21 protein-coding genes are annotated in these 21,477 nt (G+C 59.6%); 14 read left to right on the top strand and 7 right to left on the bottom strand.

The genetic code is table 11. The annotated features are described in order from the left end of the window. The coding region (locus tag ACYP2A_RS18190; RefSeq protein WP_459747060.1) for a LysR substrate-binding domain-containing protein at positions 1-532 on the top strand (532 nt) is incomplete at its 5' end. A gap of 133 nt (positions 533-665) precedes the next feature. Then, complete coding sequence (alr, locus tag ACYP2A_RS18195) at positions 666-1,904, top strand: alanine racemase (protein WP_459747061.1); 1,239 nt, start codon at positions 666-668, stop codon at positions 1,902-1,904. Positions 1,905-2,114: 210 nt separating this feature from the next. On the opposite strand, the gene ACYP2A_RS18200 is transcribed toward alr, so the two are convergent. Continuing rightward, a complete protein-coding gene (locus ACYP2A_RS18200) occupies positions 2,115-2,822 on the bottom strand; it encodes an NUDIX hydrolase (protein ID WP_459747062.1) in 708 nt (235 codons plus the stop codon). 1 nt (position 2,823) lies between these two features. Further along, entirely contained in the window at positions 2,824-3,369 is a 546-nt protein-coding gene (locus tag ACYP2A_RS18205) for an adenylyltransferase/cytidyltransferase family protein (RefSeq protein WP_459747063.1), read from the bottom strand. A gap of 192 nt (positions 3,370-3,561) precedes the next feature. Here ACYP2A_RS18205 and ACYP2A_RS18210 point away from each other — a divergent pair, with 192 nt between their 5' ends. From ACYP2A_RS18210 to nadE, 3 genes are read left to right on the top strand one after another with little or no spacing between them, the layout of a single operon-like run. Beyond that, positions 3,562-4,209 (top strand): isochorismatase family protein, encoded by a 648-nt coding sequence (locus ACYP2A_RS18210; RefSeq protein ID WP_459747065.1) that lies wholly within the window; start codon positions 3,562-3,564, stop codon positions 4,207-4,209. Between the two features lie 12 nt (positions 4,210-4,221). Then, entirely contained in the window at positions 4,222-5,439 is a 1,218-nt protein-coding gene (gene pncB / locus ACYP2A_RS18215) for a nicotinate phosphoribosyltransferase (protein ID WP_459747067.1), read from the top strand. Positions 5,440-5,452: 13 nt separating this feature from the next. After that, positions 5,453-6,277 carry an ammonia-dependent NAD(+) synthetase gene (gene nadE, locus ACYP2A_RS18220; protein ID WP_459747068.1) on the top strand — a complete coding sequence of 275 codons (825 nt, stop codon included), beginning with the start codon at positions 5,453-5,455 and terminating at the stop codon, positions 6,275-6,277. Between the two features lie 12 nt (positions 6,278-6,289). Here the strand turns inward: nadE and ACYP2A_RS18225 are convergent, their stop codons facing one another. Further along, a complete protein-coding gene (locus ACYP2A_RS18225) occupies positions 6,290-7,330 on the bottom strand; it encodes a hypothetical protein (protein ID WP_459747070.1) in 1,041 nt (346 codons plus the stop codon). 506 nt (positions 7,331-7,836) lie between these two features. Here ACYP2A_RS18225 and ACYP2A_RS18230 point away from each other — a divergent pair. Next, entirely contained in the window at positions 7,837-9,420 is a 1,584-nt protein-coding gene (locus ACYP2A_RS18230; protein WP_459747071.1) for a methyl-accepting chemotaxis protein, read from the top strand. 10 nt (positions 9,421-9,430) lie between these two features. Here ACYP2A_RS18230 and ACYP2A_RS18235 read toward each other — a convergent pair whose 3' ends face one another. Beyond that, positions 9,431-10,648 carry a pyridoxal phosphate-dependent aminotransferase gene (locus ACYP2A_RS18235; RefSeq protein WP_459747073.1) on the bottom strand — a complete coding sequence of 406 codons (1,218 nt, stop codon included), beginning with the start codon at positions 10,646-10,648 and terminating at the stop codon, positions 9,431-9,433. Continuing rightward, positions 10,645-11,328 (bottom strand): RraA family protein, encoded by a 684-nt coding sequence (locus ACYP2A_RS18240; protein ID WP_459747074.1) that lies wholly within the window; start codon positions 11,326-11,328, stop codon positions 10,645-10,647. Before ACYP2A_RS18240 ends, ACYP2A_RS18235 begins: the two co-directional genes overlap by 4 nt. A gap of 105 nt (positions 11,329-11,433) precedes the next feature. On the opposite strand from ACYP2A_RS18240, the gene ACYP2A_RS18245 reads away from it, so the two are divergent. Both ACYP2A_RS18245 and ACYP2A_RS18250 read left to right on the top strand, forming a co-directional pair. Continuing rightward, positions 11,434-12,330: a LysR family transcriptional regulator gene (locus ACYP2A_RS18245; protein ID WP_459747075.1), complete on the top strand. Its 897-nt coding sequence runs from the start codon at positions 11,434-11,436 to the stop codon at positions 12,328-12,330. A 93-nt stretch (positions 12,331-12,423) separates the two neighbouring features. After that, the gene (locus tag ACYP2A_RS18250; protein WP_459747076.1) at positions 12,424-13,245 is read left to right on the top strand and encodes an alpha/beta fold hydrolase; all 822 of its coding nucleotides are present in this window, start codon (positions 12,424-12,426) and stop codon (positions 13,243-13,245) included. Here ACYP2A_RS18250 and ACYP2A_RS18255 read toward each other — a convergent pair. Further along, the gene (locus ACYP2A_RS18255) at positions 13,242-14,231 is read right to left on the bottom strand and encodes an aldo/keto reductase (RefSeq protein ID WP_459747078.1); all 990 of its coding nucleotides are present in this window, start codon (positions 14,229-14,231) and stop codon (positions 13,242-13,244) included. The two genes, ACYP2A_RS18250 and ACYP2A_RS18255, sit on opposite strands and share 4 nt — an antisense overlap. A gap of 134 nt (positions 14,232-14,365) precedes the next feature. Between ACYP2A_RS18255 and ACYP2A_RS18260 the strand changes: the two genes are divergently transcribed. The 6 genes from ACYP2A_RS18260 to ACYP2A_RS18285 all read left to right on the top strand — a co-directional run bounded on the left by ACYP2A_RS18260 (position 14,366) and on the right by ACYP2A_RS18285 (position 20,382). Next, positions 14,366-15,277 carry a helix-turn-helix domain-containing protein gene (locus ACYP2A_RS18260; RefSeq protein WP_459747079.1) on the top strand — a complete coding sequence of 304 codons (912 nt, stop codon included), beginning with the start codon at positions 14,366-14,368 and terminating at the stop codon, positions 15,275-15,277. A gap of 167 nt (positions 15,278-15,444) precedes the next feature. After that, positions 15,445-15,747 carry an antibiotic biosynthesis monooxygenase family protein gene (locus tag ACYP2A_RS18265; RefSeq protein ID WP_459747080.1) on the top strand — a complete coding sequence of 101 codons (303 nt, stop codon included), beginning with the start codon at positions 15,445-15,447 and terminating at the stop codon, positions 15,745-15,747. Then, positions 15,744-16,475: an NADPH-dependent F420 reductase gene (locus ACYP2A_RS18270; protein WP_459747081.1), complete on the top strand. Its 732-nt coding sequence runs from the start codon at positions 15,744-15,746 to the stop codon at positions 16,473-16,475. Before ACYP2A_RS18265 ends, ACYP2A_RS18270 begins: the two co-directional genes overlap by 4 nt. A 31-nt stretch (positions 16,476-16,506) precedes the next feature. Further along, on the top strand, positions 16,507-17,163 hold the full coding sequence (locus ACYP2A_RS18275) for a (2Fe-2S)-binding protein (RefSeq protein WP_459747082.1): 657 nt from the start codon (positions 16,507-16,509) through the stop codon (positions 17,161-17,163). Then, entirely contained in the window at positions 17,163-18,152 is a 990-nt protein-coding gene (locus tag ACYP2A_RS18280) for an FAD binding domain-containing protein (RefSeq protein ID WP_459747083.1), read from the top strand. Before ACYP2A_RS18275 ends, ACYP2A_RS18280 begins: the two co-directional genes overlap by 1 nt. A gap of 19 nt (positions 18,153-18,171) precedes the next feature. After that, complete coding sequence (locus ACYP2A_RS18285; protein ID WP_459747085.1) at positions 18,172-20,382, top strand: xanthine dehydrogenase family protein molybdopterin-binding subunit; 2,211 nt, start codon at positions 18,172-18,174, stop codon at positions 20,380-20,382. A 94-nt stretch (positions 20,383-20,476) separates the two neighbouring features. Here ACYP2A_RS18285 and ACYP2A_RS18290 read toward each other — a convergent pair whose 3' ends face one another. Then, positions 20,477-21,460, bottom strand: a complete 984-nt coding sequence (locus ACYP2A_RS18290) for an aldo/keto reductase (protein WP_459747086.1) — start codon at positions 21,458-21,460, stop codon at positions 20,477-20,479. Positions 21,461-21,477: the final 17 nt, after the last annotated feature.

A 21,477-nucleotide genomic window follows, 5' to 3' on the forward strand; every position in this document is an offset into this window, starting at 1 on the left:
TCTGGTCGACTGGCTGCAACGCGGTGAGCTGGAGCTGGCGATCTCCTACGACCTGGAGCCCTTGCACACCCTGCGCATCGTGCCGGTGATGATGGAAAACCTGATTCTGGTCGGTCCTGTCAGCGCCGGCCTGAACATGGACACACCGGTCAATTTCAGTCATCTCATGGGTGAATCGCTGGTGCTGCCCAGCGCACGGCACGGCTTGCGCAAAATCCTCGATCAATGCGCCGTCGATGCCGGTTTCAGACTCATCACCCAGGTAGAAGCCGATTCGTTTGGCGCCATGATCGATCTGGTCCGTCATGGCTTTGGTTTTACCGTATTGCCCCTGGCCTCAATCTATAACCACTTGCAGAACGGCACGCTGTGCGCCGCGCCGCTGATCGAGCCGACACCCATGCGCAAGGTGGTAATGGTGTCACCGGCAGACCGCCGCGTGAGCCCGGCGACGCGCTATGTCGGCGAGACGTTTGTGCAACTGGCATCGGAGTTGGTAGAGCAGGGGATCTGGGCGGGGCATATGCTGTAAGACCGTAATTTGAAACATATACTTACTGGCTGAAACTGTTCAAGACAAAGTATCGGGCTGTGTAGAAGTTAAGTGCTGTCATCGATGTTGGGCAGGTGATTGAATGCAGCCTCAATCACCAAGGCGATATAAAATGCAGCCCACCCATACCGGATACAAGTTGATGGTAATAGCCATCCTGGCCACCTTGCATCAAGGTGTATCGGCAGCGCCCGTATTACAGCCCTATGATTTCAATCAGCCCATACAGGATAAAATCGAACAGGCCAATGCCTGGGTTGAAGTCAGTCGTTCGGCGTTTGAACACAATATCGATCAGGTCAACGCCTCGTTGACCCAGGGCGCTCAACTCTGTGCGGTGATGAAAGCAGATGCCTATGGTCATGGAATGGCACTGTTGATGCCTTCGATCATAAATAAACAGATCAATTGCATCGGTATTGCCAGCAACGAAGAAGCCCGGATTGCCCGGGCCGAAGGTTATAAAGGTCGCATTCTTCGGGTTCGCCAGGCCAGCGTCGGCGAAGCAACGAAGGCTATGGCCTACGACGTCGAAGAAATGATCGGCAATGCCGACACCGCTCAAGCCATTGGTCAGGCGGCTTCCAGCGCCGGGCGTTCTATCAAGGTGCACATCGCCACCAATGCCGGCGGCATGAGTCGTAACGGGCTTGAGCTAAGTACCGACAAAGGGCAGCAGGACGCCTTGGCAATCGTTGCTGCACCGGGCCTGAAAACCGTGGCGATCATGACCCACTTTGCCGAAGAGGATAAGGCGTTCATCGAAGCGGCCCATGCGAAGTTCGTGATTGAAAGTGCCTGGCTGATCAAGCATGCCGGTTTGAATCGCCAGGACATTCAACTGCATGCGGCGGCCTCTTTTGCGACCGCGTATGTGCCCGCATCGCACATGGACATGGTGCGGGCAGGCGGAAGTTTATATGGTGATTTACAAGGGCACGAAGCACTGCGCCGGGTCATGACCTTCAAGAGCCGCGTTGCCTCGGTGAACATATACCCTGCCGGTAATACAGTGGGTTATGACCGCACGCTAAAACTTGATCGAAGTTCTCGGCTGGCGAATATTGCAGTGGGGTATTCCGACGGCTATCGACGCCTGTTTACCAATAAGTCCTTCGTTATTATCAATGGCCAGCGGGTGCCCACGGTGGGCAAGGTGTCGATGAATACGATCATGGTCGATGTCACTGATCGTGCCGATATCAAACCGGGTGATGAAGTGGTGTTGTTTGGTGCCCAGCATGATGTGGAAGTTTCGCAGGCAGAGCTGGAAGAATTGAACGGCGGCGTACTGTTGGCCGATCTGTATACCGTGTGGGGCAACTCCAATATTCGTGTGCTCGTGGATTGAGTCGTTGCACCGTTACGGGTACCTCTAAAAACGTAGGCGAGGGAGTCAGCGCAATACCGATGGCGGCCCCACAAAAACAGGCGAGAAAGCGGAATTTACGGGTTGTAAATGAGCATTTCGAGCCTGTTTTTAACGCAGCGATGGCAACGCAGGTAGTTTTTAGAGGTGCCCGTTACGTCGGTTCAGGATCGAACCCACGAGTAACACGACTCAATCCAGAAAGCTGCGATCAAACAGATAAAGGCTGCCTGGCTTGAGATTGTCCATCGTCGCCTGCGGGCGACCACCTTCGCCGCTTTTCTTGCGTCCGGATTCTTGCAGGTAACCGGCCTCGATCATCTTCAACAGCCGCTGGCGGATGCTGGTCTTGAGCACCGGGCGCTGTAGCACCAGCGAAAAGATATTCACGGTTTCCGGGGCGCTGAACTCCGGGCCGAGAAACATCAGCGGCAGGCTGCTGTACATCGACTTGGAGAGCAGGCGCTCATGGGCGCGGGCCACCAGGCTGTTGTGGTCGAAAGGCAGTTTGAACGCCCCTGACGCGACATCCTTGAGTGCAAAAAAGCCCTGATGCGGCGACAGTTCATGCGTATCGCTGACGATCGCCAGGTAAAACGTCGAAGACGACCAGCAGCGCGGGTCGCGAAAGGCATCGCCGACGGTGCCTACCTGCTCGGTCCAGGCCAGCGACATGCCGACCTTGCTGGAACTGCGCAGGCGCTCCAGGGCGTCCTCCAGGGTGCGGTCTTCGACATCGCCATTGACCACGATGCCGGGCAGCGCCCAATGGTTGGCGAACGGTTCGTTATCACGCTGGTTCAGCAGGATTTGCAGCGTCTGTGTATCACGGCAGTAGCGCAGCACGCATAAGTCGATGGTGTGCAGATAGGCACTTCTGGGGGCAATGCGGTCTTGCATGTCAGTTTCCGTGTGCGGCGTAGAGGCCATAGTTTAGCGGATTCATACCCGGCGCCATCCAGTGACTTGGCACCGGCTCGCCCTTGATCAGCCGCTCGCGCAGGGTGCTGCTGCGCACCCCGATCTGTTCGTCGATGCACATCACTGAAAAGCGTTGCAGCAGCTCTTTGCCGCGATAGAAGCGTGGCAGTTGCTGCAGCACGTCCGGGCCGACCACCAGCGCCAGTTGACGATCAGCGATACCCAGGCAGTTGGCCACATGGTCGAGCAGGGTGTAGCTGTAGATCGGCCCCGGCTGCACGGCGGCCAGCTGCGCCTCGACATCGCACGCCTGAATCTCGGCAGCGCAGTCCTTTTGCACGTGGGCGACGATGCTGTGCAGCCATTTCAGGCGCAGGGCGTAATCGGCCATGCGCTTGCCATCGGGGTGCCTGAAGCTGGGCACGACCAGCACGTTATGCGCCTGGCGCGAAGCTTCGATCATCACTCTGGCATGGCCGGCGTGCGGCGGGTTGAAGGCGCCACCGTAAAGCGCAAGGTCGTACATCGCAGAATCCTCATAAAGATCACGACGTGTACCTTATGGTAGATTGGTCTTTGATGGAAGAGCTTTTTTAACGCTACCTGCTTTGCGGCTCTTGTTCGCTGCTGAAGCAGCTCCTACGGGTATTTTCAAAATAGAGGTTGCGCCATCAGTACATGACGTGTACCTTTGATTCATGCAAAGGAGGTACACGACATGAACCTTTCACTGAAAAACACGGCTTCTTTCGATGTTGATGCGCAAAAAGGCTTTACGCCGCTGTGCCCCGATGAACTCCCGGTCATCGGCGGTGATCAGATCGGCGGTGAGCTGAACTTTATTGCAACCCTGGCCAGCCTGCGCATCGGCAGCAAGGACGCCCACAGCCCACAAGCACCCTGGGTGGTGGCGCAGCACACAGCGATGTTGCAGCCCACCGGGCTTGAACATGCCGACCTGACCTGGGTCAGCCACTGTGTGCCGGGCACGCAAGGTTTCACGCTTCTGGATGAGCTGCCGGCGCCGTATGACTACGACTATTTCGTCTGGAAGGGTGTAGAGCCTGAGTTTCACCCGTACGGCGCGCTGTACCACGACCTGCACGGCAAGTTGTCGACCGGTGTTGTCGAGTACCTCAACAGCCGGGGTGTGCAACAGGTCATCGTTGGCGGCCTGGCCCTCGATTACTGCGTCAAGACCACCGCGCTGCAACTGGCGGCGGCCGGCTTCAAGGTCATCGTGCACTTGCCGGCCTGCCGCGCGATCAGCGAGGCAGGGGCTTTTAACGCGATTGACGACATGCGTAAGGCCGGGATTGCCGTGGCGGCAACCCGTGAAGAAACCAGCCGATTGGCCACTCAATAAGGAGCGACACCCATGGACAGTGCCTTTGATCGCAGCACCGGTGTTATCCAGAGCCTGCTGGACACCGACTACTACACCTTCACCATGATGCAGGCGGTGTTGCACCAGCACCCTAACGTTGATGTGGAGTACCTGTTCATCGTTCGCTCCAAAGAGTCGCTCGGGCACCTGATCCCCGAGATCCGTGAAGAGCTGGAAAAGCTCGCTGACTTGCAGATGCGCGAAGGCGAGCAGCGCTTTCTGTTCAACAAGCGCTCTCGCGAATACCTGACCCCGGATTTCGAGCAGTTCCTGGGCCTGTTTCGCTTCAACCTGCGCTACATCCATGTCGCTGAGGTCGACGGCCAACTGAACATCCGCGTTCGTGGGCCGATGCTGCACTGCATCATGTTCGAGCAGCCGGTGCTGGCCATGGTCAGCGAGTTGCGCAACCGCGATAAATACCCGGACGTCGAACTGGCTGACGTCACCCGCAGGCTCTATCAGAAGTTCGACTGGCTGGAGAAAAACGCCAGCCCTGAAGAACTGGCCGAGCTGCGGGTTTCGGACTTCTCGACCCGTCGGCGCTTGTCGTTCCGTGCCCAGCGCGAAGTGGTCGACATCATGCGCAAGGATTTCCCTGGCGTGTTCGTCGGCACCAGCAATGCGCACATTGCCTATGAGTTCGATCTGCCACTGATCGGCACCATGGCCCACCAATGGCTGATGGTGCACCAGCAACTAGGGCGCCTGCGCGAAAGTCAGAGCACCGCGCTGGAAAACTGGGTGCATGAATACCGTGGTCGTCTGGGTATTGCCTTGACCGACTGCATCAGCACCGATTTCTTTCTCAAGGACTTCGACCTGTATTTCGCCAAGCTGTACGACGGCCTGCGTCAGGACTCCGGCGATCCGATCGTCTGGGCCGACAAGGTATTGCAGCGTTATCAGGAACTGGGCATCGACCCTAAAACCAAGGATTTGATGTTCTCCGATGGCCTGAACTTCGAGAAGTGCTTGCCGATCCTGCGCCATGTGCGCGGCAAGGCACGGGTCGGTTTTGGCATGGGCACCAGCCTGGCGTGCGATGTTGACGGCGTCGAGCCGCTGAGCATCGTGATGAAACTGGTGCGGGTGCACGGTGAACCGGTGGTGAAGTTTTCCGATGACCCGATCAAGAACGTCTGTGAAGACGCATCGTTCCTGCAATACGCCGCTCAGGTCTTCAGCGTCGATCTGAATAATCAATAACGGAGAGTCCGTCATGAGCAACCAACTGCAAACAGACATCGCCCGCGATCTGGGTATTGACCGTCAGTGGCAAGCCGGCAGCGAGCAACAGCACATCACCCGGCGCGTCGATTTTATCAAAAGCGTATTGAAAGACTCGGGCTGCAAGACCCTGGTGCTGGGCATCAGCGGCGGCGTCGACTCGTTGACGACCGGGCGGTTATGCCAGTTGGCGGTCGAGCAATTACGCGGGCAAGGGCATGACGCACGCTTTATCGCCGTGCGCCTGCCTTACCGGACCCAGGCTGATGAAAGTGACGCTCAAGCGTCCCTGGACTTCATTCGCCCGGACCTGATTACCACGACCAACATTGCCCAGGGCGTAGACGGCTTGATGGCCGCCATCGATATCGAAGGCTTGCAGCCGTCGCCCGAACTGACCGATTTTGCCAAAGGCAACGTCAAGGCCCGCGCACGCATGGTCGCGCAGTATGCAATTGCCAACTTCACCCACGGCCTTGTAGTCGGCACCGACCACGCGGCAGAAGCGCTGATGGGCTTTTTCACCAAGTTCGGTGACGGCGCCTGTGACCTGGCACCGCTGTCGGGACTGACCAAGGGGCAGGTGCGTTTGGTGGCCGCTGCACTCGGGGCACCGGCGCAACTGGTCTACAAGGCACCGACGGCGGATCTGGAAGAACTGCAACCGGGCAAGCTCGATGAAGTGGCTTACGGGTGCAGTTATGCAGAACTCGATGCGTACCTGATGGGCGAAGACGTGACGCCGGCAACCCAGGCGATCATTGAGGCGGCGTATGGGCGTACCGCGCATAAACGCCAGTTGCCGAGGGTGCCGTAAGCGGCGTCGAGTCTACTGGGTTATCCACTTGGTTAATTCTGGCGATAGTTTCATCAGGGGCGTTCCACGCCCCTCCAGGACAGTCGTGCAGTACTTGATTTCTGCCATTTCAGCCGCATTGGGGTTTCTGTCCTGGTGTTGTTCCCGAGCCTCATTGATCTGATTTTCAATATTGATAAGTCGCTCCATACACATCAGGTTCGAGTCGTCAGTCAGAAGTGTTGAAATGACGATTTTCGTGACAGCCTCTACGGTTTCTTTGCTCAAAGAACCTGAGCGGGTTATAGCGGGATCGATAATGCCTGCTGAATGGCTGGAGGCGGCGGATGTCGACGCTTCTATTGTTTCTTTTAGTTTTTTTATCTGCTCATCCAGGTCCTTGATTTTTTTGGTCTCTTCAGTCGTCAGATTTTGTCCATCCGCTTTAGGACCTCCCGTTTTAACACTCTCGGTTTTTTCCTTCTCCAGCGCCGCCAGTGTATTTTCATCATGAGCCGTTGGTCCTGAGAGGGTGGCGGACCCCTTGGACGAAAGTATCACGGGCTGCCAGGTAGCCGGGTCGGTAAGCTGTTCAATTGAGGCCATTGCCATTTGATATCGATGCAGCCTGGATTTATAGAAATTATATTGGCCATCATCCACGGCGTCGTTCATTCTATCGATACAAAGGCTGTAGATCTGATCCCGTGAAAACTGAATGTTTCTGGAGCGTACTCCGACATAGGCTGCCGATGACTGCGCGGCCATGGCCAGTTCTGCCTTTGCCTTGTCAGAAATATCGGCTTTACCTGCCAGTTCAGCGGCATAGGTCATCATGATGTCGCCTTGCGGGCTTGGGCAAACCGTATAATTTCCTGCGATGATTTCCCGCTGCTTGGCATCAATGAATGCCGACTCGGAGACGGGGCTATGTAAATCAAATGTATGTTTTCTGTAGATGCTGTCCATGTTTGCACAGCCGCTTATTGTAAGGCCAATCAGCACTAGCGCCGTGTGCGTCGGCGCCCCACGAACACCCACTTGCTTGATTGCCGTGCAACTTGCATCCGCCATGACCGTTCTCCCTTTCGCTTTGAAAGCGTAGGGGAGAACTAAAAAGCAGCACGGGAATCCAGGGCCGCTCGTCTCATAAATTATTGATATTACCTACGACCTGACTCAAGTTTCCGGGAATAACGGCATGACTTCCCATTCTTTCTAAGACGCAGGTACTCTCGAACAGGGGCGGGTGCCTGACGTTCTGCGATGGGTATTGAAGAGTGATGGCAGTTAGCCTTGATTGCATGATAGCATCGGCGCACCCGCGTGGGGCACAACGCGTATTCAGTCATACTGTTTCAGGGTTCAATTTACTCTCTTTGCTCGATGCCCCATTCGAGAGCATCTGTATCATACCTGATACATTTTCTACGCATTACGACAACCGTCGACAGGGCTATTCGTCCTGTCGAGCCAATGGATGGCCTTCCGAAGTTTTAAATCGTCGGGTACTGGAAGCAGCCCATGCAGGCTGTTTCCGCTTATCCATACATTAAGTCTGTGATTACAGAGTGGCGCACATGTTCGAGGCGGTCGAGAAGGGATTGGGGAATATAAGTGTCAGGTCCAAACTGGTCCTGGGCTTTATGGTGGTTTTATTGCTGACCCTCATTATTGCAATGGTGGGATGGGCTGGACTGAACGGCCTGGGTGAACGCAGTGCCAGGCTGAGCAACATCGCCAAAATCAATGAAGTGGTGCGCGACATGCGCATTGCGCGCCTCAGTTATACGATTACACCAGACGCTGCACACGCGGCGGCTGTCATTAAAGTGATGGACGACCTCAATACTCGCATCGATGATCTGGCGAAAAAATTTGTCGATCCCGCCGATCAGCGCCTGATTCAGGAAGTCGACAGCGCCGTCCTGAGTTACCGTGGCCACTTCGAGGATTTCGCTCGCGCCACAGAGGCACGCAGTGAGGTGAACTCCAGGCAGGCCCAGTCTGCCCTGGACACGGACATCAAAACCCTGTTTACCGCCAGCGGGCATTTGACAGACAGTCAGTCTAAAAAGCGCGACGATGAAGTGCAAACAGCCGTTGAAAGACTGATCGGCGCCACCATCCTGGCGTTGTTACTGGGCGCGCTGGCTTCATGGTTGATTACGCGATTGATCGTCATGCCGTTGAATCAAGTGCTGCAAAGCGCCGAACGCGTGGCCGAGGGCAATCTGAGCCAGGACATCGAAGTCTCACGGCGCGACGAACTGGGCCTGTTGCAGGCCAGCATGCAACGCATGACGATGAACCTGCGTGAACTGATTGGCGGCTTGCGCGACGGCGTCATCCAGATTTCCAGCGCGGCCGAAGAGCTGTCGGCGGTGACCGAGCAAACCAGCGCGGGCGTGAACAGTCAAAAGGTCGAGACCGATCAGGTGGCCACGGCCATGCACGAGATGGCGACCACCGTGCAGGAAGTGGCGCGCAGTGCCGAGCAAGCCTCAAGCGCTGCTGTCAATGCCGGCCGGGAAGCCCGTGAGAGCGATACGGTCGTCAGTCAGGCCATTGAGCAGATCACCCATCTGGATAACGAAGTCGGCAATTCGACTGATGCGATGGCCGAGTTGAAGCGTGAAAGCGACAAGATCGGCACCGTGCTGGACGTGATCAAATCGGTCGCTCAACAGACCAACCTGCTGGCGTTGAACGCTGCCATTGAAGCTGCACGTGCCGGTGAAGCCGGGCGTGGCTTTGCCGTGGTGGCCGATGAAGTGCGCAGCCTGGCGCAGCGCACCCAGACCTCGACCGAAGAAATCGAGGGCCTGATCGGCGGTCTGCACCGTCGTACCCAGCAGGTCTCGGACACGCTGGATAAAAGCCGCGCACTGACCAGTACCAGTGTCGAGCTGACTCGTCGTGCCGGCACTTCGTTGATGACGATTACTCGTTCTGTGGCGACCATCGAGTCGATGAACCTGCAGATTGCGGCCGCCTCCGAGCAACAGAGCGCGGTGGCTGACGAGATCAACCGCAGCGTGCTCAATGTGCGCGAAGTGTCCGAGCAAACGGCCGCTGCCAGTGAAGAAACGGCCGCCTCCAGTATTGAACTGGCGCGCCTTGGCGTGCATTTGCAAACACTGGTGGGCCGCTTCCAGGTTTGAGTGTTTCTGGCTAGCCCGTGACGCACTCACAAAAGCGCTTGAGCGCGTCACAGGCCAGCACCAGCGAGGCGTCATCAATCGCGTAGGCAATGCGCAGATGCCCCGCGACACCAAAGCCGCTGCCTTGCACCACCGCCACATCGTTCTCTTCCAGCAGCGCCAGCGCCACGTCTTCATCGGTTGCCAGCAAGCGGCCCTGCGCCGAGGTCTTGCCGAGCAAACCTGTGCAGTTGGCAAACACATAGAAGGCGCCGGCCGGGCATTCACAGTGCAAACCTGGAATGGCGTTGATCAGCCGCACCATCAGGTCACGACGACGCTGGAATACCGCCCGGCTCTGCGCAATGAAGTCCTTGGGGCCTTGCAGCGCGGCAATCGCCGCCTGCTGGGAAATCGAGCAGGCACCGGAGGTCTGTTGGCCCTGAAGTTTCTCCATGGCTGCCAGTAACCAGCGTGGCCCGGTGGCGAAACCGATGCGCCAGCCGGTCATGGCATAGGCTTTGGACACGCCGTTCATGGTCAGTGTGCGTGCTGCCAGGCGCGGCTCGACCTGTGCCAGGGTGTGAAACGTCTGGCCGTCGAACAGCAAGTGTTCGTAAATATCATCGGCCAGCACCAGCACATGTGGGTGGTCGAGCAGTACGGCGGCCAAGGCCTGCAACTCATCACGGCTGTACACCGCGCCGGTCGGATTGGACGGTGAGTTGATGATCAACCAGCGCGTACGTGGGGTGATGGCAGCGGCCAGTGCCTCGGGCGTCAGCTTGAAGCCGCTGCTGGCGTCACAGGGGACGATCACGCTGTGCGCGCCGCACAGTTGCACCATTTCCGGATAACTGACCCAATACGGCGCCGGCACGATGACTTCGTCACCTTCGTTGAGCGTGGCCGACAGAGCGTTGTAGATCACCTGCTTGCCGCCACTGCCGATCAGGGTGTCCTGCCACTCGACCTGCAAACCGTTCTCGCGGCGAAACTTGGCGGCGACCGCTTCACGCAGCGCACGGCTGCCCGCTACCTGGGTGTAGCGGGTGTGGCCCTGATCGATGGCCTGCTTGGCGGCTTCGCGAATGTGCGTGGGCGTGTCGAAATCCGGCTCGCCCGCGCACAGCGAAATAATCTGTGCACCTTGTGCCCGGCGTTGCGCCACGCGGTCGATGATGCCGTAGGTGGCTGAAGGGCGGGCGCTGGCCAGCCGCTGATTGAGTCGTTGCAGGTCGTCGTTCATCGTGCGTGCTCCACATTGATCGCCTCGAACTGCGTGTCGTGCATCACCTCGGCAACCGATTGGCCACGACGCACCGCCTCGACCATACCGCCCTGACGGCGGGCGATGCGCTCGCCCAGATCAAGCACCCTGGCAATATGCTGCTGCGCGATAAATACCGTGCCGCAGTTATCGGCGATCACATAATCGTTCTCGCTGACCGCGACACCCGCCACCTCAAGGGTGCAGCCCGCATCGACCTGCACCACCCGGTTGCGGGCGCTGATCATGGTGACGCCACGCCCATACACCGGATAGTCGATGTCGGCACTGCCATCGATATCGCGGCTGTAACCGTCGATGACCGTGCCGCGTACGCCCTTGGCGACGGCGGCATTGGCGACGGCGGCATTGGCCAGAATGTCGCCCCAGCACGAAATGCCGTCCAGACCACCGGCAATCACCAGCACTCTGTCAGCGGTAGTGATGGCCTCGATCACCGGGGTAATCAGGTGCACGGTGGGCTCGTTGTCGGTTTTGGCCGCCAGTTGCACGGTGCTGGCGCGGCCGACGGTTTTGCCGCAGCCCCACAAAGGCCGCAGGCCGAACGTGGCGCCGGGCAGATCAAGGAAATCCAGCGCATCGGACACGGTGTTGGTGTCCAGTGCCGCCAGCCGTTCGAGCGCGCAAGCCTGAGTCATGGGGTAAACCTGATGGTGAAGGAGGGCGCCAGTGTCAGTCAGGCGGACTGATAGGTATATTCCGTATCAACGATGCATTACATACGCTCAACCTATGGAATACACATGATCAACTTTCGCCTGATACGCCACCTGTGGCTATTCCTGGCGGTGGCCGAAGAGCAGAACTTTGGCCGCGCCGCCAAGCGTCTGGGCATGACCCAGCCGCCCTTGACCGAACAGATCCAGATTCTTGAGCAGGCGCTCAAGGTCAAACTGTTTGACCGCTCCAGACGCGGTGCGCGGTTGACGCCCGTGGGGGCGGCGATACTGCCGGCGGTGCGCAAATTTGCCGACCAGCTCGAACGCCTGGAACTGGCAGTAGAGGAGGCGGTGGCCGGCCATCGCGGCATGCTGACCATCGGCGCCATCTCCTCGGCCATGTTCGACGTCCTGCCCGGCGTCATCGAGCGCTTCAAGCTTGAACACCCGCACATCACCGTGTCAGTGCGTGAAATCGACAGCGTCGAAGCGGTGCCGGCCCTTGAAGCGGGCGATATTGACCTGGCCTTTGCGCGGCTGGATGGCGACCTGGGCAAAGCCATCGAGTGGCGCCCGCTGACCGAAGAACGCCTGATGGTCGCGCTGCCGGCCGATCATCCCCTGGCCAGCCGCAGCCGCATCGGGCTGGAAAGCCTGGCCAATGAGCCGCTGGTGATGTTTGCGCGCAAGGTCAGCCCGCTGTATTTCGACAACATCATTGCCACTTGCCGGGCCAACGGATTCTCGCCCAGGGTCTTGCACGAAGTACGCTCGGTCGCGTCGCAAATCGCCTTTGTCAGTTGCGGCCAGGGCATCGCGCTGGTGCCGGCGGCCATGAAAAAGCTGGCGCCGGGCAACGTCGTACTGCGGGCGTTGACCCAGAACATCAGCGTGGTCACCACCACGATTGCCTGGAACCGCGAGCGTGCCAACCCTTTGGTCGAGGCGCTGGTGAGCCAGATTAGCGCCATCGATCAATAGGTTTGCCGTATGAAAGCCATTGTCGATCAGGAATTTACAGATCAAGGTGTCGACGTCGACAGTGCCGGGCTGAATAAACCAAGGAGCCCGCCTATGCCGCAAGCGCATTCTTTCCAGCAAGACCGGCTGAATATCAGCCTCGACGGCGTAGACCTTGAGCTGTCCAGCGTTTACCGCGCAGGCGCTGGTGAGCCGATCCTGTTTCTGCATGGCTTTGGCTCGACCAAGGAAGACTACGTCGGCATCACTCGCCAACCTGCGTTCGATGGCCGTCCGTTCGTGGCCTATGACGCGCCAGGCTGTGGCGAGAGTCAGTGCAGCGACCTGTCCCGCGTCTCGATCCCGTTGCTGCTGGCCACGGCCCTCAAGGTGCTGGAACACTACGGCATTCAGCGCTTTCATCTGGTAGGCCACTCGATGGGTGGACTCACGGCGCTGTTGCTGGCCCATCATTGCCCACAGCGGGTGCTCAGTTTTGTCGACATCGAAGGCAATATCGCCCCGGAAGACTGCTTTCTCAGCCGCCAGATCGTCGACTACCCGGCGGATGACCCACAGGTATTTTTCAACGACTTTATCGAACGCACCCGCCACAGTGCGGACCCGGCCAGCGCACTGTATGCCGCCAGCCTGCCGTACAAGGTCCGCGCCCGGGCGGTGCACGGAATTTTTACCTCGATGGTGGAGTTATCGGATCATGGCGAACTGATGAGCAAGTTTCTTGGCCTGCCATGCCCGCGCATGTTCATGTTCGGCGATCAGAACAGTCACCTGTCGTACCTGGCCGATATCAAGGCGCAAGGCGTCGAACTGGCCAGGATTGCTGAATGCGGACACTTTCCGATGTATTCGAATCCGATCGAGATGTGGCGGCGGATAGCGGATTTTCAGGCGCGCGCTGCCATTGCCCATTAGTCCTCGGACATTGACAGCAACCCTTCATCCAGCCGGCCACCCTGAATGTTGATGACCGACAATTGCTCGTCTATTTCGCGCAGGTCGGTCGGGGTGAACTCGACCTGGATCGACTTGAGGTTATCGTCCAGGTATTCGATTTTATCCATGCCTGGAATCGGCACGATCCAGGGCTTCTGGGCGAGCAGCCAGGCCAGTGCAATCTGCACGGGCGTGGCGTTTTTCTTCGCCGCCACGGCGCGCAGCATGTCGACCACCGGCATGTTGGCGCGCATCGCCGCCTGGGTGAAGCGAGGAAAGTTCGCCCGCAGGTCCGTGGCGCTGTCGAAGGTGCTGTTCGCATCGAGGGTGCCGGTCAGGAACCCGGTACCCAATGGGCCCCACGGTACAAATCCAATTCCCAGTGCTTCACACACCGGAATGACTTCGTCTTCAGGCTCTCGCGTCCAGATGGAGTATTGGTTTTGCACAGCCGTCACCGGGTGCACGGCGTGCGCCCGACGAATCGTCGAGGCGCCTGCTTCCGACAGCCCGTAATGCAGAATCTTGCCTTCGCCGATAAGGTCTTTCAGTGTGCCTGCAACCTCTTCGATGGGCACGCCAGGGTCGACCCGGTGCTGATAGAACAAGTCGATGTAGTCGGTCTTCAGGCTTTTCAGCGAAGCCTCGGCCACCGCCCGAATCGTTTGCGGTCGACTGTCGGTGCCAACGATTGCGCCCTGTTCAAGCCTGAAGCCGAATTTGCTGGCAATAACGACTTGCTGGCGGTGCTCGACCAGCGCCTCGCCCAGCAGTCGTTCATTGGTGTAAGGCCCATACGCTTGAGCGGTATCAAAGAAGTTGATCCCGCGCTCGATGGCGGCATGAATCACCCTGACACCTTCACGTTGCTCGACAGCGTGGCCGGTGCCGTAGCTCAGGTTCATCACGCCCATGCCCAGAGCCGACACTTCAAGGCCGCTGTTGCCCAATTGACGTTTGATCATTTTTCACCTTTGGGTTGTACCAGGATCGGATGCCGTCAGTCTGGGGCGACCGCTCTTGCGGCTCTACCTGCGGCTTGCGCGACCTGTTGTGATTTTGCTTTTATCTTTCGCCTGACAAGACGCTGGAGCGCACTTTGGACATCGACTCAATTCCGCTGATGACCTCGGTCGAGAGCCTTGATGGTTATCCGGCCGGGCAGAAAGTCATCACCACCGGCGGCCCGTCCTGGCGGCATGTGCGGTTGTCGGTCTTTTCGCTGGCCACCGCCTCTGAGTGTTTCGAGATGCCGACGGTGGCAGAGCCGCTGATCGTGTGGGTCACCTCAGGAGAGGCTGAAACCCGAGAGCGCGAAGAGAACGGACCTTGGGTGAGCAGCCGGATAAAACCGGGGGCGCTGTTTGTGACGGCTGGCGGTGCACCCTACGAGTTTTGCTGGACGCGCCTGAGTGCCGAACCGCTGGAAGTGGTGATGGTACTGCTGGATCTGGCGCTGTTTGAGGAGGTGCTACAAGACATTCATGGTGCGCATGCGGCTTGCGCCACCTTGCAGGATGTCTCGGCAGGTGAAGACCTGGCGCTTGTCAGCCTGCTGCAACGCTTGCGCGAAGAAGCGGCGCGTAGCGACGCCAGCAGGTTCCTCACTCAAGGCATCGCTCAGGCCCTGTGCGTGCACCTTGCCCGGCACTATGTCGAGATTGGCCCTGGCGCAAGCAAGGCGGCCACCGCGCTGCCGGCCTTCAAGCTACGGCGCATTACCGCCTGGATGGCAGAACACCTGGCGCAGGCGTTCAACCTGAAAACCCTGGCGGATCAGGCGGGAATGAGCGAATTCCATTTCAACCGGCTGTTCAAGCGGGCGGTAGGCATGCCGCCTTCGCAGTATCAGATCAAGCTGCGAATGGATGAGGCGCGCCGCTTGTTACGAGAGACGCAAATGACCGTTGTGACAGTGGCCAACGAGGTTGGCTACAGCAATGCGAGCCATTTCTCCCGGATCTTTCGCAAGGACAGTGGTTTTTCCCCCAGTGATTACCGGCGGCAATGATTGCAAATTGTATCAACACGACCCGCGTACAAATGCCAATACCCCGTCCATCGGGGCTTGCCGCTGATTCATGAACCACACTCATAACCCCATCCCGTTTTGCTGATGTAGTCGCGCTGCCTGAGCGCGGCTAGATTCGCGCCAAGCGAAACAAGCAGGGTGTGCCTATGCCGATCGAATGCGTCAATACCATTGAAATCCGGGTGGTCGAGCCTTCGCAGCCGGCTTTCGCCGCTATCGCTAAAACCTGTCTCGCTCCTCTCAGACGTGCTCCCGGCTGCCTTGATTATGTGCTCAGCCCCAGCACGCAAGAGCCTGGCCTGTGGTGGCTGAGCGGCTATTGGGAAAGCGAGCAACTAATGACCGAATCGTTCGACAGCGCGCCGATGGCGCACTTGCTCAATGGCCTGATCGAGGCGGGTGCCAGCCTGAGTTTTGGCAGTTTTGTCTCTCAAGGAGAACCCGCATGACCCCGACAAGACGCACGGTATTGGTCGCCATGAGCGCGCTGGCGGCAATGCCTGTACTTGGCTTTGCCGCTGCAAACGGTGCCGGCGGTAGCCTTATGAGCAAACCGCTGCGCATCGGCGTGATTGGCGCGGGCTGGCTGGGCGGCACCGTTGGCCGTTGCTGGGTCAAGGCCGGGCATGAGGTGCTGTTTTCAACCCGGCATCCCGAAGAGCTGGCGTCGTGGGTCAAGCCGCTTGGCGCTCGCGCCTCGTTCGGCACGCCGCAACAGGCCGCCGAGTTCGGCGATATTTTGCTGATTGCGGTGCCTTACGAGGCCATTCCAGAGCTGGCGCAAAACCTGGGCACGTTCATGCGCGGCAAGATCGTGCTGGATGCCTGTAACCCTTCCGCCTCGAGCAATACGCCGCTGGTTCAGGAGGCACTGGCCAACGGCGCCGCCGTAACCACCGCCAAATACCTGGCCGGCGCCCGCGTGGTGCGTGCGTTCAGCGCTGTGGATGCGACCTCGGTCGAGGCGTCTTTCGAAGGCTCTGGCGAAACGCTGGGCGTGCCGATTGCCAGCGACGACCAAGGCGCTTTGCAGGTGGTTTCGCAATTGGTGCGTGACGCCGGCTGCGCACCGGTCGTGGTCGGTACGCTGGCCCAGGCGATCAGCTTCCAGCGCGGCGGGCCGGGATTCCGGGCCAACACCTCTGAAGCACAACTGCGCCGCTTGCTCGATTTGTAGCCGTAACGGCATCCGCTAAAGGTGAAACCTGATGACCGACAGCAAAAAACCAGAGCCTCCTGAAGGGGCTGCACCCTCACGCCGCAACTTTCTGAAATTTGGTGTCTCGGGCATTGCCGCTGCGACGGTCTCGACCTGGATTCCTGATTCAGTGGTCGCGGCCCAGCTTGCGCCAGCAGTTATCGATGACAAGGAGGCGCCCAAGGCGGGCGAGCAGCGCATCAAACTGACCGTCAATGGCCAGGTGCACGCGCTCAATGTGCCGGCCAATGCGATTCTGCTGGATGTCTTGCGTGACCGGCTGCAACTGACCGGCACCAAGAGGGGCTGCGACCACGGCCAGTGCGGCGCTTGCACGCTGCTGGTCAACGGTGTGGCGATCAACTCGTGCCTGTCGATTGCCTTGCAGCACGATGGCGACAGCATCACCACCATCGAAGGCCTGGCCCAGGGTGACGATTTGCACCCGGTGCAGGAAGCGTTCTGGGATCACGATGCCTATCAGTGCGGTTACTGCACCTCGGGGCAGATCATGAGCGCGGTGGCGATTCTCAACGATCCCAACATTGGCTCCGACGATGCTAGCGTCAAAGAGGCCATGAGCGGCAATATCTGCCGCTGTGGCGCCTACAAAAACATCCTCGCGGCGATCCAGTCGGCGCGCGGCAAGATGCCGAGGGCGGTCTGATGCGTACGTTCGATTATGCCCGCGCACAATCGCCGGCCCAGGCCATCGCCAGCCATGTGGCACCGGGTCAGCCGTTCTATCTGGCCGGTGGCACGACGCTGCTCGACCTGGTCAAGCTGGATGTCATGCAACCCGACCGATTGGTCGATATCAATCAGCTTGCGCTCAAGCAGATCGAGCCACTGGCCGATGGTCGCGTGCGTATCGGCGCACTGGTGAGCAATACCGCGCTGGCCAGCCATGCACTGATTCGCGAGCGCTATGCCGTGTTGTCGCAAGCCTTGCTGGCCGGGGCGTCGACGCAACTGCGCAACAAGGCCACCACGGCGGGCAACGTCATGCAGCGGGTGCGCTGCAATTACTTTCGCGACGGTGTCTCGCCGTGCAACAAACGCCAGCCAGGCTCGGGCTGCGCGGCGATTGGTGGCCTGAATCGCAGCGTCCATGCGGTGCTCGGCACCAGCGAACACTGCATCGCCACCCATCCTTCGGACATGTGCGTGGCCATTGCTGCAATTGGCGCGCAGGTCACGGTGCAAGGGCCGCGCGGTGTACGCGAGATAGCGTTCGCCGACTTTCACCGGCTGCCGGGCAATACGCCGTGGCTGGAGCATGCGCTTGAGCCGCACGAACTCATCACTCACATCACCCTCGATGCGCCGCTGGCCAACAGCCGTTCGGGCTATCTGAAGCTGCGCGACCGTACCTCGTATCAATTCGCGCTGGCGTCCAGCGCCATCATTGTGGTGCTGGACGGTCAGCGTATCCGCGAGGCGCGAATTGCCCAGGGCGGCGTGGGCACCAAGCCTTGGCGGGCAATTGACGCCGAGCGCGCACTGATCGGGCAAAAGGTCGATATGGCGCTGTTCACTGAGGTTGGCGCGCGGGCGATGCAAGGCGCCCGGGCTTATGAACACAACGGCTTCAAGATTCCGCTCGGCCAGCAGGTCGTGACGCGCAATCTTCGCGATCTGACCGCCTTGACGTGACAACACAGGAGTGCACTTGATGAGCCAATCGATTATCGGCACCCCCTACAAACGTATTGACGGCCGGCTCAAGGTGACTGGCGCCGCACGTTACGCGGCGGACCATCCGCTGCCCGACATGACCTATGCCTACGGTGTCTACAGCAGCATTGCCAGCGGCCGCATCACCGCCATCGACGACAAACACGCACGCGGCATGCCGGGCGTGGTCGCGGTGTTGCATCATGGCAATTTTCCCGCATTACACCGCACGCCCGACGTGGCCCTGAGCTTCAAGGACATGCTCCGTGCGGCCAAGGTCGACGAGCGCCGGCTGCCGTTTGAGGATGACAGGGTTTCTTATCCAGGGCAGTTCGTTGCGCTGGTGGTGGCCGACACCTTCGAGCAGGCGCGTGCCGCGGCGCTGAAGGTCAAGGTTGAATACGCCGAAACCGCGCCGATCACCAGCCTGGCCGATGCATTGCGGCAAAAAGGTGCCCGCGAAGGCGGGCGAGGGCACAAACGCGGCGACCCCGATGCCGCCTGGCACACCGCAAGTACGCGCCTGGACCAGACCTACACCACGCCGGTGGAAACCCACAGCCCGATGGAGATGCACGCCACCACAGCGTACTGGCGCGACGGCAAGCTGTTTGTCTACGAAGGCACGCAGGGCGTGGTCAACCACCGCAATGTGCTGGCCAACGTGTTCGACCTGCCTGAAGACCAGGTTGAAGTACATGCGCCGTTTATCGGTTCCGGTTTTGGCAGCAAGCTGTGGCCGTGGCCCCATTCGATTGCCGCCTGCGCTGCCGCGAAAGTGGTGAAACGCCCGGTGCAACTGATGCTGCCGCGCGCGCAAATGTTCACCACCGCCGGTCACCGTCCGGAAACCCTGCAGCGTATTCGCCTGGCAACCGACGGCGAGGGCAAGCTGGTGTCGATCCGTCACGAGTCGTTCAACAGCACCTCGACCACCGATGCCTACACCGAAGCCTGCGGTGGCGTGACCCGCAGCCTGTATTCGTGCGCCAACGTGCTGGTGAACCACAAGAACAGCCCGCTCAATCGCGGCACACCCACTTCAATGCGCGCACCGGGCGCCGCGCCTGGGCTGTTTGCGCTGGAGTCGGCTATCGACGAGCTGGCTTTGCTGCGTGGCATTGACCCGTTGGCGTTGCGCAAACTGAACCTGGCCACCCGCGACGAAAGCATGAACCTGGAGTGGTCGAGCAATCATCTGCCCGAGGCCATCGACATTGCCGCTGAACGCTTTGGCTGGCACACGCGCAATCCGGCAGTGGGTAGCATGCGCGACGGTGATGAACTGATCGGCTATGGCATGGGCGCCTGCAACTGGGAGGCTTTTCAGGTGCCGACCGACGCCCGGGTGATTCTTCGTTCCGATGGCAGCGCGCTGGTGCAATGCGGCCAGCAGGACATCGGCACCGGCACTTACACCGTGGCGGCGCAGACAGTGGCACAACTGACCGGCTTGCCGTTCGAGCGTATCGAGGTGCAACTGGGCAGCTCGACGTTTCCGCCCGGCGCGTTGGCGGGCGGTTCCTGGGCCACGGCCAGTATCTTGCCGGCCGTGGCGGGCGCCACCCGCGCCGCACTCGAAAAACTGCGCCAGTACGCGGTCATGAACGGCGGTTTGCTGGCTGGCAGCGAGGCCGGCAGCCTGACGGTTGCAGGCGGCCAGTTGGTCAGCGGCGAGCGCGGTGTCAGTTTTGCTGAGGTGCTCAAGCATCAAAGGCTGTCGCGTGCCGAAGGGCATTTCCAGAGCGGCGCCAAGGGCGGCGACTTTTCTTATCGCTCTTTCGGCGTGCATTTTGTCGAGGTGCGCTGGGACCCTGGCATTTCCCGCCTGCGGGTGGCGCGAGTGGTCAGCGCCATCGATGTCGGCAAGGTGGTCAACCCGCTGGCGGCGCGCAACCAGGTCGAAGGGGCGATCATCATGGGCCTTGGCATGGCGCTGTTCGAGGCCTCGGAAAACGACCCGCGCAGCGGCCTGCCGGTCAATAACAACTACGCCGAATACGTGGTGCCCGTGCACGCCGATTTGCCCGATATCGAAATCACCCTGCTCGATTATCCGGATTACAACCTCAGCGAGTTTGGCGCGCGTGGCATCGGCGAAATCGGCGTGACCGGCCTTGCCGCAGCGGTCGCCAATGCGGTGTACCACGCTACGGGCAAACGCATTCGCAGCCTGCCGATCACCAAGGAAAAGTTGATGACCGCTTGAGTAAGGACAGAACCATTCAACGGCCTCACCCTCGGCCCGGCAGCGTGCGGGCCGCCTCCGGGTGTCCAATGGCATCGCACGTGATGCGTTGTAATCAGCGATTAACGTTCTTCTGCAAATGCGCTGGATACCGGTCCCCGACCACCTTGATCTGCTCCAGCGCCGTGGCGATAGCGGCCAGATCGACGTCATTGAGCTCAAGGTTGGCGGCGCCGATGTTTTCTTCCAGCCTATGCAGCTTGGTCGTTCCGGGAATCGGCACAATCCACGGCTTTTGCGCCAATAACCAGGCCAGCGCGACCTGCGCGCGCGTGGCGCCTTTACCGTCTGCAATACCGCCCAGTACCTCGACCAGTTGCGCATTGGCCTTGCGGTTCTCCTCGGTAAAACGCGGCACTACCTTGCGGAAATCGTTTTCGGCAAACTGCGTGCGGTCATCAATGGCACCGGTCAAAAAGCCCTTGCCCAGCGGGCTGAACGGCACAAGACCGATGCCCAGTTCCTCAAGCACCGGCAAAATCTGCTCTTCTGGCTCGCGCCACCACAGCGAGTATTCACTCTGCAGCGCCGCGACCGGCAGCACCGCATGTGCCCGGCGAATGGCATCGGCGCCTGCTTCTGACAGCCCGAAATGCCGCACCTTGCCTTCTTCGACCAGTTGTTTGACGGCACCGGCCACGTCTTCGATCGGCACTTGCGGGTCGATGCGGTGCTGATAAAGCAGCTCGATACGGTCCGTCTTCAGGCGCTGCAACGAGGCCTCGACCACCGCCTTGATGGTTTCCGGGCGGCTGTCCAGGCCGTCGCCCGGTTTGCCATTTCTGAAGCCGAACTTGGTCGCGATGACCACTTGTTCACGCATCGGTGCCAGCGCTTCGCCCAGCAACTCCTCGTTGGTGTACGGCCCGTAGGCCTCGGCGCTGTCGAAAAAATTCACGCCCTTGTCGAAGGCATCGCGAATCAGGGCGACCGCCGCCTTGTGTTCCTGTGCCGGGCCGTAGCCAAAACTCAGGCCCATGCAGCCAAGGCCGAGGGCAGATACGTGCAAACCGCTGTTGCCTAGCTGACGTTTTTGCATGCTGTGTCTCCTTCGCA

This window comes from Pseudomonas sp. 3A(2025), assembly GCF_054589175.1.